Source organism: Roseateles sp. P5_E1 (genome assembly GCF_054049335.1).
In genome coordinates this window covers 52625-65749 of record NZ_JBFUMN010000019.1, presented here as the reverse complement: position 1 = coordinate 65749, position 13125 = coordinate 52625, and the positions used below count along the sequence as shown (strand labels likewise).

Sequence of the window (13125 nt, the reverse complement as noted above, 5' to 3'; positions counted from 1 at the left end):
TCCTGCTGCTGGTCAATCACGCGAGTCGGCGGTCTTCTGGCCGATGCGGAAGATCACGAACTCGGCGGGCTTGAGTGCCGCCACGCCGATCTGGCAGACCAGGCGGCCGTTGTCCAGGTCGTTCTGCGTCATCGTCGAGCGGTCGCAGCGCACGAAATAGGCCTCCTCGGCCTTGCCGCCCAGCAGGGCGCCATTGCGCCATTCGTTGTAGAGGAACTGCGCGATGGTTTCGCGGATGTTGGCCCACAGGCGCTCGCCGTTGGGCTCGAACACGGCCCACTGGGTGCTGCGGTCGATGGAGGCTTCCAGGTAGTTGAAGTAACGCCGCACATTGACGTATTTCCATTCGGGGTCGCTGCTGGCCGTGCGGGCGCCCCAGACGCGATAGCCGCGGCCCGGGAAGTAGCGCAGGCAGTTGACGCCGAGCGGGTTGAGCACCTCCTGCTCGCCGAAGCTGACGTCGCGCTCGAAACGCAGCGCGCCGCGCACGATCTCGTTGGCGGGTGCCTTGAAGACACCGCGCTCGATGTCGTTGCGCGCGTAGATGCCGCAGACGAAACCCGAAGGCGGCAGGGCGATCTCGCGCGGGATGTCGTCGCGCCCGGGTCGCGCATTGGGGTTGGCGATGACGACCCAGGGGTAGTACATCGCGGCGTATTTGCTGTCGATGGTGGCGCGGGCTTCGCGCGCGGCACCGGCGTTGAGGCCGGCGTTGGTGTCGAGCACAGCGATGCGGTACATGCGCCGGCCTTCGGCGTGGGTGATCAGCGAGTTGCGGATGGCGTCGCGCGCGGCATAGGCGCTGGAGCCGGGGGCAGCGACGATGGCGATGTCGTCGAGTTTGGCCAGGGCGGCGAAGGCGCCGATGTAGCTGGCGTCCATGGGCTCGGCGCCGTCGTTGCCGCCGGTCAGCGCGAAGGAGCCGCGGCGGCCGGTGGCGTTGGCGGCGGTCGGGAACAGGGCGGCGAGCAGCTGGAAGGCGTTGACGGCGCTGCCGAGGTTGGCGGCGTAGAGGTTCTCGATCTGGTCGACGCGCCGGTTGGGTTGCGGCGGCATCACGGTGCCGAGCCAGCGTGGGTGGCCGCGGTCGTAGCCGAGGTCGTCGATGGCCAGGCTGCCACCATCGGCGTCGGTCGCAATGACGGCCAGCGTGATCAGCGAGACGGAGGCGAGCAGGGCTGCCGCGGCGTCGCGCTGGGCCTGGTTGCCGGCGGCGGCGATGGCGGCCTGGGCGGCAGYGTCGGGTGCGGTGACGGCACCATCGCCGGCGTCGGTCAGCGCATGCCAGCCATCGGCGCGCTTGACGAAGTAGCTGTGGGGCGCGGCCACACCGCTGCGGGCGAGCGAGCCCAGGGGCGTGCTGTCCAGCACGCGCTGCGGGGCGGGCGCGATGATTTCCCGCGTCTGGATGCCGCGCAGCTGGGGCTGCTCACGGGTGGGCACGGCGCCGTTGCCACTGGCGCCCGGGAAGCGGGCGACGAAGCGGATGCGGTTGGTGTCGTCCTCCGCCGCCAGTACCGCGGGCGCGACGGCGGCGGGGCGCAGGTCGGCCGTGCTCGCCAGGCCGGAGTCGTTGGCGCCGCGCGCCAGGAACACCCGCGCCACATAGAGCCGCGAACCGCCCTCGTTGAAATAGGCCCGCACGGCATGCGCCAGGAAGTTGATCGCGTCGGCCTGCAGGTCGAGATTGGCCGTGCCACCGTAGATGCGCTCGAAGTCGGCGAAGCTGGTCAGGATCTCGGGCAGCAGCTCGGCCGTGGCGATGGGGCCCTTGCGCGTGGGGCCGGCGAAGGCCGTGGTGCTCGTGCCCACGCCTTCGATGGACTTGGCTCGAAAGCTGGTTTCTTCCACGTACACGCCTGGGGCGAGGTATTCGGGCATGGTGTGCCTCCTTCAATCGGTCAAGCAGGGCTCAGGGGAGCGTCAGGTTCATCACTTCGATGCGGCCGCTGGCGAGGTTGCGCGGCACGATGAGTCGGGACAGGCCGGCGCCCAGGGGGCGGTCGGCCAGCAGGTCGGGGTCGACGAGGGCGCCGGGCGCCAGCGTGGTGTCGGCGCTGACGACGATGTCGACGGCGATCTCGGTCTCGACCACCAGTTCCTCGGCGCCGGGCGTGATCTGCGCAACGCCGACGACGGCCACCAGCGCCTCGCCGCGCACGTCCGTCATGCCGCGACCGAGCACGGCCTCGCTGCCGCTGCGGTGCACGCGGATGGCCGCCTGCGCCGCGGGCGCGCCAGCGCGGCGCAGGCTCAGGCGCAGGGCGGCCCATGTGGGGAGGAGAGCGGTGGCGGTGGTGGGGTCGAGGGTGATGGTGGCGGCTTCGAACAGCGGAGCCGTTTCAGCCGGTGCAGCTGGGAGTGGCGAACGGGGCAATGCCAACGTGAAACGACGCGGCAGATAGCGGCCGGCGGGGTCGCTCACCGTGCCAGGCAGTGACAGTGCCGGGGCGGGCGGGATGGGGTCGAAGGCGTTTTCATAGTCGCGCCGGGCGTCGAAATTGGCGGCATCGTCCAGAGCCGTGACGACGAAGAAACCGCTGCGGTTGCGCTGCAGCCGGGCGCCGGGCAGGTCGACGCGCAGCGGGCTGTCGATGGTGTGGCCCGACATGGCATCGACGAAGCGCAGCGCGCCCCAGACGCGGCGCACGTCGGTCTCGATGCTGTGGAAAACCACGCTCATGCCGGCACGCCTCCATAGTCGAAGCGCCGCGCCACGACGGGCAGGGCGTCCGGCGCCTCGACGTCGAGCTGCACGATGCGGGCCACATACGGCGCGCTCAGCCGGTAGCTGGGCGTGATGGCGTCCCAGATGCGCATCATGTCCTCCACCGTGATCTCGGCAGGGATCAGCTGCACGACCTCCTCGGCCGACCAGCCGCCGTTGCTGGACAGCGTCGACGCATCAAGGATGGGTTCGCGATGCAGCTCGCGCAGCACCCAGGCAAACGCGGCCAGCTCCAGCGCGGTGTTGGCCGACCAGATGGACAGCAGCAGGTGCACATCCAGCGACAGCGGCCGGTTGGACAGGCCCGGTGTGCGGCGTGCATCGCTCGCACTCAGATTGCGCATCTGCTCGTTGACAGTGACGCGATAGGGCCAGACCGATAGCACCGCGCCCTGCACGTTGAGGTCCGCCAGCAGGCCACCGCTGCCGATGGCCTGGAAGCTCATGTCGCCATGCCGCGCGCGCAGCTCGGGCGTCCAGGCGTTGTCCAGCCTTCGGGCCAACGACTCGGCCAGGGAGAGGAGGGCGGATTCGTTGGCCATGGCCCGTCAGTAGGTGGAGTCCTGAGGCAGGACGCCAGCACCGGCCGGGATGACCGGGCCGTACTCCGCCTCGTAGCGCTGCATCGCTTCTGACAGCAACTGCAGCAGGGCCATGGCATAGGACGGCGTCATCACCACGCGGGTGGGCATCCCATGCGTCAGCGCTTCGCCCTCGTAGGCCTGGGCCATGCGCAGCAGCACTTCGCTGCGACTGAAGCCGACCTCGAACTGGTTGGCGTAGTGATAGCCGGCCGATGAGGCGGCGACCGGGCAACCCTCGGCGGCCCAGTCACGTCGAACGTCGGTTGGCGACTTCATGCGCTGTATTGCGCAAGTGGCGTGCCATGCTCGGCGGTGGCCGCCGCCCCTTATGAATCAAGGAGTTGCGTGTTCGGTCGTGAACGATGTCACATGAGCGATGTGACGTTGCGCTACGAAAACCTCAGCGGATCAAGCACTTGCGGTGTCACAGCGGCGTGTTACGGCGCACGTGCATTGCGGACCGGCTCCGGCGCGATGTGGAACTGCTTCATCTTGCGATACAGGGTCATGCGGGACCAGTGCAACATCTCGGCGGCTCGGGTGCGGTTCCATTCGCAACGCTCGAGGGCTTCGATCACGCGGCTCGATTCATCGTTGACCAACGACGCCGCGCCGGACAGTGGCAGTTCATCGGGCTCCAGCGGCCGGCCGTCGAACACCAGCCCGGCGGCCTCGACCAGGTTGCGCAGTTCGCGGGCATTGCCCGGCCAGCCGTGCTGCTGCATCAGCAGCATGGCCGAAGCCGTCACGCGCACCGGGCCTGCGCTGCCGCCGTCATCCAGTTGACCCGCGAAGTGCTCGAACAAGGGCGCCACATCTTCGGGGCGCTGCCTCAGTGGCAGCAACTCGATGCGGGCCACGTTGAGCCGGTAGAACAGGTCCGCCCGGAATGAGCCCCTGCGCACGGCCTGTTCCAGCGCGCAATGCGTCGCCGCGACGATGCGCACGTCCACATGGCGGCTGCGCAGCGCGCCGATGGGGAACACCTCGCGCGTCTCGAGCACGCGCAGCAGCTTGGCCTGGGCATGCAGCGGCATGTCGCCGATCTCGTCGAGGAACAGCGTGCCGCCGCTGGCCAGCGAAATCTTGCCGGGATAAGCCGCATGGGCGCCGGTGAAGGCGCCGCGCTCATAGCCGAAGAGTTCGCTGTCGAGCAGCGTGTCCGGCAGCGCCGCGCAATTGATGCTGACCATGGGCCCCGCGCGCCTGTCGCCGAGTTCGTGCAGAGCGCGGGCCACGCAGTCCTTGCCTGTACCCGTTTCGCCGGTGACCAGCACGCTGCATTGGGACCGCGCCAGCATCGGGAGCCGCATGCGCAATGCGCTGAGCGAGGCGCTGGGGCCGACGATGCTGGCCAAGGCGTCCTTCGGTTGCTGCACCGGCCGGCGGTTTTCCGACACCCGAGCAGGCAACTGCTTTGGCACGCTTGCTGGAGTCATGGTTGCGCCTTCCTATGCTGCCCGCCGCCTTGCGATGCTGCGTTGGCTTGCAGATCCGGGCTTGATGCAGCGAAGCAGGTTGTACGGCCTCAACCCAGCAAGGTCATCCTCAACCGCGCGGAAAAGCTGTCCGAAACATCTGCCTGTCCCAGTCGTCAAAAGTTTCGTTTTGGAATCAATGACTTCTGAAGGAGGAGAGGGTGTTTCTTGACGCCGCGTGGCGACAACAAATACCGACTCGGCCGGAGCAGGGCGTTCAACACCGTTTGATTGATCAGGAGCTTCATAGTCCGCGCTGAGGCGCGGATTCGCAATCTCTCATCGTGGGATGTCTGCCGTAGAGATCCTCAATGGGTATGAGACATATTTGTGGCGATGGGGCGATGAGGAGTGTGCACCCAAGCTCGGTGGGCATGCTCAGCAGCCGATGAAGGGGGCAACTACCTGCCGAGAGGCGCAAATGTCGCCATTTCCTTATGTGTGTTGTCGCACGGAGGCTAACGAACAAACCGAACAGACTGGCATCCCAACGGGAGCCGATGTCATGCCCTGAACGAACAGGATGTCATGGATTGCTCGCGCAGTGCTGCTTCGGCTGACTCCATCCCGTTCAAATCGACAGGGAGAGACTATGTCAGCAAGAATCTTTTGCGCCCATCTGGCTGACCATGCCGCATGGTCCTTCATTCAGCGCGCGCGGTGCCATGCGCGTCAGATCTTGATGCGGAAGGCCCTGTGAGAGTCGCGCGAACGGAGGCCGCACCGGGCAAGGCATCGACCGGCGTGGGTGGCTTCGATGACATCACCGGCGGCGGATTGCCGATCGGTCGCACAACCTTGCTGGTCGGCGGGCCTGGCTCAGGCAAAACGATTTTCGCGCTGCAATTCCTTGCACACGGTGCGCAGGCCTGCAAGGAGCCTGGAATCTTTGTCGCGTTCGAGGAGCACATCGAGCGCATCGTCACCAATGCGGGCAGCTTCGGCTGGAATCTGCCTGAGCTGCAGCGCAAGCAGCTGTTCTTCATGAACGCCCAGCCGCTGCCCGATCTGGTGCAGTCCGGCGACTTCGACCTGAGCGGGATGCTGGCGGTTCTTGGGGCCAAGGCCGACGAAATGAAGGCGCGTCGCATCGTCTTCGACGCCCTCGACATCGTGCTGGCCTTGCTACCGGACGCGGCGGCCAAGCGGCGCGAGATCTACCGGCTGCATGAATGGCTGCTGGCACGCCAGTTGACTGGCCTGATCACCGCCAAAGCCGGCGGGGATGACAGCAGCCACAGCAACTCGAGCGGCCCACAACCGTTCGGCCTGATGCAGTTCATGGTCGACTGCGCGGTGATCCTCAATCACGATGTCGTTCAAGGTGTGTCGCAGCGAAATCTGCGGGTGCAGAAGTACCGCGGCTCGCGCTTCGACGAGGACGAGTCGCCGTTCGTGATCGGCAATGGCGGCTTCGAGGTCGCCGTCGCGCGGGCGCAGGATCGCGGTGACGTGAAAGTCAGCAGCGAGCGCGTATCCAGCGGCGTCGCGCGTCTGGACACGATGCTGGGCGGCGGCTACTACCGTGGCGCCAGCGTGCTGATCACCGGCTTCTCGGGCACCGCAAAGACGACGCTGAGCGGCGCATTCGCCGAGGCTGCCTGCGGGCGCGGCGAACGCACATTGTTCGTCAGCTTCGATTCGGATGGCTCCGAGGTGGCGCGCAACTTGGCATCGGTGGGCATCCGCCTCGACCGATACAAGAAAAGCGGTCTGCTGCGCATGGTCTCGGCCCGCTCCATCGCTGGCAGCGCGGAGACCTATCTGATGCGCATCAAGACGCTGACGGCCGAACACAAGGCTCGCTGCCTGGTCATCGATCCGGTCTCCACATGGTCGGAATCGGGCAACTACCTGACCGCCCACAGCGTGGCCGAACGGTTGATCGATTGGTCGAAATCTGAAGGCATCACCTTGATCTGCACCCGTTTGCTGGGCGAGATGTCCAGCCTGGCCGAGGGCGGTTCACCGCTGCAGATCTCGGCGGTGGCGGACACCTGGATCCATCTCGACTACCTGGTGCAGGCGGGCGAGCGCAATCGTGGCCTGTCCATCATCAAATCACGCGGCACGGCGCATTCGAACCAGGTGCGCGAACTGATCCTCAGCGACTCGGGCGTGACCTTGACCGACACCTATACCGCCGGTGGTGAAGTCCTGATGGGCACGCTGCGCTGGGAAAAGGAACGCGCCGAGCGTTCGTCGACCGACGCCGCCGAGGTTGCCCGCAAACTCAAGCGCGTCAGGCTCGATGCCGAAGAGGCCGAGCTAGAGGTGCGAGTGAAATCACTGCAGACCGAGCTGGTTGCAAAGCAGGTCGAAAAGGCCTTGCTGGCCAGTGCCACTGAAAGCAGCGAGCGCGAACTGTCACGCGGCCATACCCGCATGCGCGAACTGCGCGGTGCCGATGCTGCAAAACCGGCAGCCAAGGCTGTCACGAAAGCGAGCACTCTATGAACCGCCGCAGCTTGTTCAAGTTCCGGCTCTACGTTGCCGGCGATGCGCTGAATTCGGCGCAGGCACTCGACAATCTGTCAGCCCTATGTCGCGTCCATCTGCCGAAGCGGCATGAGATCGAGGTGGTCGACGTGTTCCGAGAGCCCAAGCTGGCGATGGCGGCAGGCGTATTGATGACACCGACGCTGTTCAAGCTCTCGCCTTCACCGACCCGCCGCATCGTCGGCACGCTCAGCCAAGCCCAGCCTTTGCTGCAGGCCCTGGGGTTGCCGGAAGGCGGCAGCCGTGAAGCCGAATGAGCTACCGCCGGCTGACGATGTCAGCGAGGAGATCGCCAGGCTGATCGAATCTTTCCATGCGATCGAACAAAGGCTGGAGGAACTGACCGGGGGCGAGGTGGACACCGTGACTGACCAACTTGGTCGGACCTCCCTGCTGCGCCGCTCCCAGGAGCACTCACGCCACAACGAGGCGGTGAAGCAGGCCGCGATTCTCGATGCGCTGCCCGCCCATATCGCCGTTCTCGATGCACAGGGATCCATCGTTGCGGTGAATGAGGCGTGGCGCTGCTTCGCCACCGCGAACGCGCTGCAGGGGCCACGTTATGCGGTCGGTGTCAATTACCTGAAGGTGTGCGATGACGCGATAGGCGACGGAGGGAGCGAGGGGCCCATCGTCTCAGCGGGCATACGTGCGGTGCTGATGGAAGGAGCGAAGAGCTTTTCGATCGAGTACCCCTGTGACTCGACGACCGAGCAAAGGTGGTTTTTGCTGACAGTGACGCCGTTGGCCCAGCAGCGCCCGAATGGCGTGGTGGTCATGCACCTCAACATCACGGAGCAGAAGATCGGCGAAAACAGGATCGGGCGCCTGAACCGCGTCTATGCGATGTTGAGTGGCATCAATGCGCTGATAGTGCGCGCGCGCGGCTACGACGAGTTGTTCCGCGAGGCCAGCCGGCTGGCAGTCGACCTCGGCGCCTTCAAGATGGCCTGGATCGGTGTCATGGATCCCTTGACCCTGGAATGCAAGGCAGTCGCCTCGCACGGCAGCGAGCCGGGCAATGTCAACCCTATCCCGCCGAGTGCCCGCGTAGACGCACCGAGCAGCGACCGGCCGGCCTGCCGAGCGCTTCGGTCATCGCAGCCAGTGATCTGCAACGATATCGAGAGCGACCTGGCGATGGCGCCATTCCGCGCCGAGCTGCGGGGCGGGGGCTACCGATCGTTTGGCTATTTCCCTTTGACGCTGCACGGGCAGCCATGGGCAGTCATGGCGCTGTTTTCGGGCGAGGCCGGCATATTCGATGCGCAGGAAATGCAGCTATTGCAGGAGCTGGCCGGCGATATCTCCTTCGCGCTCGACCATATCGAGAAACTGGAGCGGCTCGAGTACCTCGCCTATTTCGACGTGCTGACCGGATTGGCGAACCGCACGCTGTTCCTTGATCGGGTGACGCGGCACCTGCTTGACGCCGTCGCCGGCAGCCGTCCCATGGCCGTGTTTCTGCTCGATCTCGAACGCTTCAAGAACATCAACGACAGCCTGGGCCAGGTAACCGGCGACGAACTGTTGCGTCAGGTCGCCGCGTGGCTGGTTCAGCAAATGGGCGACGCTGGTCTGGTGGCACGCATTGGTTCGGACCGCTTCGCCGCGGTGCTGCCGCGTGTCAAGCACCAGAGCGGCATACGGCAGCTGCTGGAGCAGACTTTGATGGCGTTCTTGAACCATTCCTTCCCGCTCAATGAGGCGGTGTTCCGCATCTCCGTCAAGGTGGGTGTCGCGGTGTTCCCGGACGACGGCGCCAGCGCCGAGAGCTTGTTCAAGAACGCCGAGGCGGCCTTGAAAAAGGCCAAATCCAGCGGTGACCGCTACCTGTTCTATACGCCGCAGATGACCGCCTCGGTAGCCAGCAAGCTGGCACTGGAGAACCAGCTGCGACAGGCGCTGGAGAACGAGGAATTCGTACTCCACTACCAACCCAAGGTCGATCTGCGCAGCGGCTTGCTGACTGGCGCCGAGGCCTTGATACGCTGGAATGACCCACGCACGGGTCTGGTACCGCCGACCCAGTTCATTCCGATCCTCGAAGAGACCGGTCTGATCTACGAGGTTGGGCGCTGGGCCCTGCGCAGTGCAGTCAGCGACTATCTGCGCTGGCGCCGCGACGGCTTTTCAGCCGTGCGTATAGCTGTCAATGTGTCGCCGCTGCAGCTGCGCAATCGCGACTTCATCGCCGAGGTTGAGCAAGCCATCAGCATCGACCCGCAGGCAGCGGCCGGCCTGGAGTTGGAGATCACAGAAAGCCTGATCATGGAGGACGTGCTGCATAGCATCAGCAGCCTGCGCGCGATCCGCGCGATGGGCGTTCGCGTCGCCATCGACGACTTCGGTACCGGATTTTCGTCGCTGAGCTATCTGTCCAAATTGCCGGTCGACACACTCAAGATCGACCGTTCCTTCGTTGTCGACATGACCACCAGCTCGGAAGGCCTGGCACTGGTCTCGACCATCATCACGCTCGCGCACTCTCTGAAGCTCAACGTGGTGGCCGAAGGCGTGGAGACCGAGGCGCAGCGGCGCCTGTTGCAGGAGCTGGTCTGCAATGAGATGCAGGGTTATCTGTTCAGCCGGCCACTGCCCTGCGATGCCTTCGAGGCGCTCTATCTTGATCCGCCAGCGGGCGGCGCAGATCGGCTCGATGCATGAATCCGGCACTTCAGACTCGTCATGATGGTTGCATTTCGGGTGAGCGACATGATCAAAGCCCGCTGCGTCGCCGCTGTGCCCACAGCGCCACGGCCCGACGCTTCGCTCGCTGATATGAAGGACAGCCTTTTCTGCGCCACGCATCAGGAGCAGGTCCGTGACGCCGCGTCGGCGCTTCGCCGCCGGCAGCGACGAAGCGAAGGCCGTCAGGGGTGCACGGGTTGATGCCGTGGATGATGCTTGGCAATCGCAGCACCGACTGCGCGTTTGAGCTTGTGCACCGCCCCGGCGATGGCCTGGTGCGCGTTGGCGGCGCTGTCGTTCACGACGATGGCCTCTTCGCCGCTGAGCCGTGCATCGAGCATGCAATGAATGTCGTCGGTTCCAGACTTGGCCCGGCTGTTCGCGTCGGACAGATGAACTTCGACGCGCGTGACGCGTTCGCCAAAGCGCCCGAGTGCGGCATTGACGACCGCGTCGAGATGGTCGGTCATCGCCGCGCTGCCGTCGGTGTTGGGGTCAGTGTGGAGCAAGATCTGCATGGGGTCCTTCAAAGTCGTGCGAAGCGTTTGTGCGGCCGGAGCTGTCAGCCCTAGTTTGTGCGGTGCGATCGTCCGGGTCCGTGCGCTGTCGCACGGTCGCGTACCGTGCCCGTCATGCCTGCAGCGGGCAGGGCGGGCGCGATCACAAGCACTACACCGGCAGCTTCACGGGGACGAGCAATGGGCGTATCGACTTGGCGCCCTCCCGCACGCCAAGGTACGCCTTGACCGACGCGATCACCAGCGGCACGGCCCCGAACACGATGAACACCACGTCGCCCGGCATGCGCATCCATTCGAGCAGCTGCGAACGTTCGCTGGCGATGTAGTCCAGGCTGCGGGCATGCCAGTAGCCGTTGTGCAGGACGTCCCACAGCTGCAGCAGCCCCGCCGGGAACAGGCTCAGGCCCACCATCAGAGCCAAGCCGCCGTTGGTGCCCCAGAACGCGACCCGGACATACCTTTCGATCGCAGGCCAACGTGCGTCATCGCTGGTCTGGCGCAGCACGAAGACCATCAGCGCGATCCCCAGCATGCCGAAGACACCCATCATGGCCGAGTGCCCGTGGGCGGGCGTCAGCAGCGTGCCGACTTCGTAGTAGCTGACGATCGGCAGGTTGATCAGGAAGCCGAGCATCCCCGCACCGACGAAGTTCCAGAAGCCGACCGCCATCAGGAAATAGAAGGCCCACTTGTGCGGGATCTCGATGGCTTTGCCCGTGGCGTCGCGTACGCCGCGCGTGGTGCGCACGAAGTCCCATGCGTCGAGTGTCAGCAAGGTCAACGGAACCACCTCGAGGGCGGAGAACAAGGCCGACAAGGCCATGTTGAAGTTGCTCTGGCCGGTGAAGTACCAGTGATGGCCGGTGCCCATCAGGCCACCGAGAAAATACAGGATCGCGTCGAGATAGATCACGCGCAAGGCCACATTGCGGCGAGCCAGGCCGAGCTGGAAGAACGTGAGCGCCACCACGGTCGTGGCGAAGAACTCGAAGAAGCCTTCGACCCACAGATGGATGATCCAGAAGCGCCAGGTGTCGACCACCGTGTAGTTGGCCTTGGCACCAATGAACAGCGCCGGAATGTAGAACAGCGGAATCGCGATGGCGGCGACCAGGAACATCCTGACGATGGGCCGCACCGTGGGGTTTGCGAGCGCGTGGGGGCGCACCAGGGTCCATAGCAGTGCGAACCACGCGAAGAGGCCGGCCACCAGAAGGTATTGCCACACTCTGCCGAGTTCGAGGTATTCCCAGCCCTGGTTGCCGAGCCAGAACCACCAATCGCCAAGCACCTGCGAGATTCCCAGCCATTCCCCGAGCAGGCTGCCGCCAATCACCAGGGCGAACGCAGCGAAGAGCACGTGCGTCAACGGTGCGAGCCAGCGCGGTTCGTCTTTGCGCAGTGAACGCCCGAGAAACAGCGCCGCAGCGACATAGGCGGTCGCGATCCAGAAGATCGCCAGCTGCAGGTGCCAGGTTCGCAGCAGATTGCTGGGAAAGATGCGTTCGAGGTCGAAGCCGTAGAAGCTGCCCGGGTCGGCGCGGTAGTGTGCGACACCGCCGCCGACCAGCGTCTGCCCCAGCAAGAGTACGGCGACCACCACGAAGAACTTGACCAACGCTTTCTGCCCGTCGCTGGACTGGCCCGGCAGCAGCTGCGGCCTGACCTTGTGGCCCCGGGTGACCCAGCCGAGGTAGTCGAACTTGCCGAAGGCCAGCAGCACCACGGCGATCCCGGCCAACAGCACCACGAGGCTCAGGGCGCTCCAGAACAGGGCTCCGGCGATCGGCCGGTTGCCAACGTTCGAGTCGTAGGGAAAGTTGTTGGTATAGGAATAGCTTTCGCCCGGCCGCACGGCGACGGAAGCCCACGCGGCCCAGCTGACGAAGGCTGTGAACTGCCTCAGCTCCGCGCGGTCCGTGATCAGGTCGGCCGAGAGCCCCCCATTGAGCGCCGGGTCGTGAAAGTAGCGGGTCCAGTGCTCGATCAGCTCTCGATGAGCCGCCGCTTGCGAGGCGGTCAGCCGTAACACCCCGGTGTCGGGGTCGTAGCGGTTGGTCTTCAGCTCGACCGCCGCCTCGGCGCGCACCGCCGCCTGCTGAGACGGCGTCAGATCCGAAAAGGGTTGCTGGTGACGCGCCAGCGCGATGGACTGGGCCGTGACTTCGCCCATTCGGTGCAAGGCCGCGGCCGCGTAATCTGGCCCAAGGTAGGCGCCGTGGCCCCAGATGCTGCCGTTGGCCATCAGCCCGTATTTCAGGAACACGGCCTGGCCTTCTGCGATGTCGTCGCCGCTGAATTGCAGCGAGCCTGCAAGGTCCGTCGCCTGCGCGGGGATGGGCGGTGCATTGCGGTAGGCGAGCAACGTGACTGCGATGAGGCCGGCAAAGCCGAGCGCCATCACGATCAACACGGTGCGGACCCACCATGGCGACAAGGGGCCGTCGTCCTCGTCGGTCAGAGGCAGCGCAGCTTCATTCATGATGGTTCCCAGCGGGCGGACATTGCCGGGCATCGTGCACGCCCCTCAGCCTGGTGTATGTGCGCCAGCAGACGCACGCGGCCGTTTTACGCGGCTGGCTTGGGCCAGCGAGTGCCCATCACCGTTTAGTAGTGGGAGCGCG

At 65.4% G+C, this 13125-nt stretch carries 10 protein-coding genes; 3 read left to right on the top strand and 7 right to left on the bottom strand.

What is annotated here, in order from left to right; translation table 11 throughout:
* Nucleotides 1-12: 12 nt before the first annotated feature.
* The 5 genes from ACXJKJ_RS16325 to ACXJKJ_RS16305 form a co-directional block, all read right to left on the bottom strand.
* Nucleotides 13-1881 carry a phage tail sheath family protein gene (locus ACXJKJ_RS16325; RefSeq protein WP_457391018.1) on the bottom strand — a complete coding sequence of 623 codons (1869 nt, stop codon included), beginning with the start codon at nucleotides 1879-1881 and terminating at the stop codon, nucleotides 13-15.
* A gap of 31 nt (nucleotides 1882-1912) precedes the next feature.
* The gene (locus tag ACXJKJ_RS16320) at nucleotides 1913-2683 is read right to left on the bottom strand and encodes a hypothetical protein (protein ID WP_457391016.1); all 771 of its coding nucleotides are present in this window, start codon (nucleotides 2681-2683) and stop codon (nucleotides 1913-1915) included.
* Complete coding sequence (locus ACXJKJ_RS16315; RefSeq protein WP_056197052.1) at nucleotides 2680-3270, bottom strand: DUF4255 domain-containing protein; 591 nt, start codon at nucleotides 3268-3270, stop codon at nucleotides 2680-2682. The genes ACXJKJ_RS16320 and ACXJKJ_RS16315 overlap by 4 nt, the downstream gene beginning before the upstream one ends.
* Nucleotides 3271-3276: 6 nt before the next feature.
* Nucleotides 3277-3588 carry a DUF3467 domain-containing protein gene (locus tag ACXJKJ_RS16310; RefSeq protein ID WP_457391015.1) on the bottom strand — a complete coding sequence of 104 codons (312 nt, stop codon included), beginning with the start codon at nucleotides 3586-3588 and terminating at the stop codon, nucleotides 3277-3279.
* A 161-nt stretch (nucleotides 3589-3749) separates the two neighbouring features.
* On the bottom strand, nucleotides 3750-4751 hold the full coding sequence (locus ACXJKJ_RS16305) for a sigma-54 interaction domain-containing protein (RefSeq protein WP_457391014.1): 1002 nt from the start codon (nucleotides 4749-4751) through the stop codon (nucleotides 3750-3752).
* A gap of 675 nt (nucleotides 4752-5426) precedes the next feature.
* On the opposite strand from ACXJKJ_RS16305, the gene kaiC reads away from it, so the two are divergent.
* Genes kaiC through ACXJKJ_RS16290 form a run of 3 tightly spaced genes read left to right on the top strand, consistent with a single transcriptional unit; the run spans nucleotide 5427 to nucleotide 9956 of the window.
* Nucleotides 5427-7247: a circadian clock protein KaiC gene (gene kaiC, locus ACXJKJ_RS16300; RefSeq protein WP_457391012.1), complete on the top strand. Its 1821-nt coding sequence runs from the start codon at nucleotides 5427-5429 to the stop codon at nucleotides 7245-7247.
* Nucleotides 7244-7546, top strand: a complete 303-nt coding sequence (locus tag ACXJKJ_RS16295) for a circadian clock KaiB family protein (RefSeq protein ID WP_056197060.1) — start codon at nucleotides 7244-7246, stop codon at nucleotides 7544-7546. Before kaiC ends, ACXJKJ_RS16295 begins: the two co-directional genes overlap by 4 nt.
* On the top strand, nucleotides 7533-9956 hold the full coding sequence (locus ACXJKJ_RS16290) for an EAL domain-containing protein (RefSeq protein WP_457391010.1): 2424 nt from the start codon (nucleotides 7533-7535) through the stop codon (nucleotides 9954-9956). The genes ACXJKJ_RS16295 and ACXJKJ_RS16290 overlap by 14 nt, the downstream gene beginning before the upstream one ends.
* A gap of 206 nt (nucleotides 9957-10162) precedes the next feature.
* On the opposite strand, the gene ACXJKJ_RS16285 is transcribed toward ACXJKJ_RS16290, so the two are convergent.
* The gene (locus tag ACXJKJ_RS16285) at nucleotides 10163-10498 is read right to left on the bottom strand and encodes an HPF/RaiA family ribosome-associated protein (RefSeq protein ID WP_056197063.1); all 336 of its coding nucleotides are present in this window, start codon (nucleotides 10496-10498) and stop codon (nucleotides 10163-10165) included.
* Nucleotides 10499-10649: 151 nt separating this feature from the next.
* A complete protein-coding gene (locus ACXJKJ_RS16280) occupies nucleotides 10650-12983 on the bottom strand; it encodes a nitric-oxide reductase large subunit (protein ID WP_457391008.1) in 2334 nt (777 codons plus the stop codon).
* Between the last annotated feature and the right edge of the window lie 142 nt (nucleotides 12984-13125).

Coding starts and splice junctions, on each gene's coding strand:
- kaiC (WP_457391012.1), top strand. CDS start 5,427: ATGGTCCTTCATTCAGCGCGCGCGGTGCCATGCGCGTCAGATCTTGAT.
- ACXJKJ_RS16280 (WP_457391008.1), bottom strand. CDS start 12,983: ATGAATGAAGCTGCGCTGCCTCTGACCGACGAGGACGACGGCCCCTTG.
- ACXJKJ_RS16315 (WP_056197052.1), bottom strand. CDS start 3,270: ATGGCCAACGAATCCGCCCTCCTCTCCCTGGCCGAGTCGTTGGCCCGA.
- ACXJKJ_RS16285 (WP_056197063.1), bottom strand. CDS start 10,498: ATGCAGATCTTGCTCCACACTGACCCCAACACCGACGGCAGCGCGGCG.
- ACXJKJ_RS16310 (WP_457391015.1), bottom strand. CDS start 3,588: ATGAAGTCGCCAACCGACGTTCGACGTGACTGGGCCGCCGAGGGTTGC.
- ACXJKJ_RS16295 (WP_056197060.1), top strand. CDS start 7,244: ATGAACCGCCGCAGCTTGTTCAAGTTCCGGCTCTACGTTGCCGGCGAT.
- ACXJKJ_RS16320 (WP_457391016.1), bottom strand. CDS start 2,683: ATGAGCGTGGTTTTCCACAGCATCGAGACCGACGTGCGCCGCGTCTGG.
- ACXJKJ_RS16305 (WP_457391014.1), bottom strand. CDS start 4,751: ATGACTCCAGCAAGCGTGCCAAAGCAGTTGCCTGCTCGGGTGTCGGAA.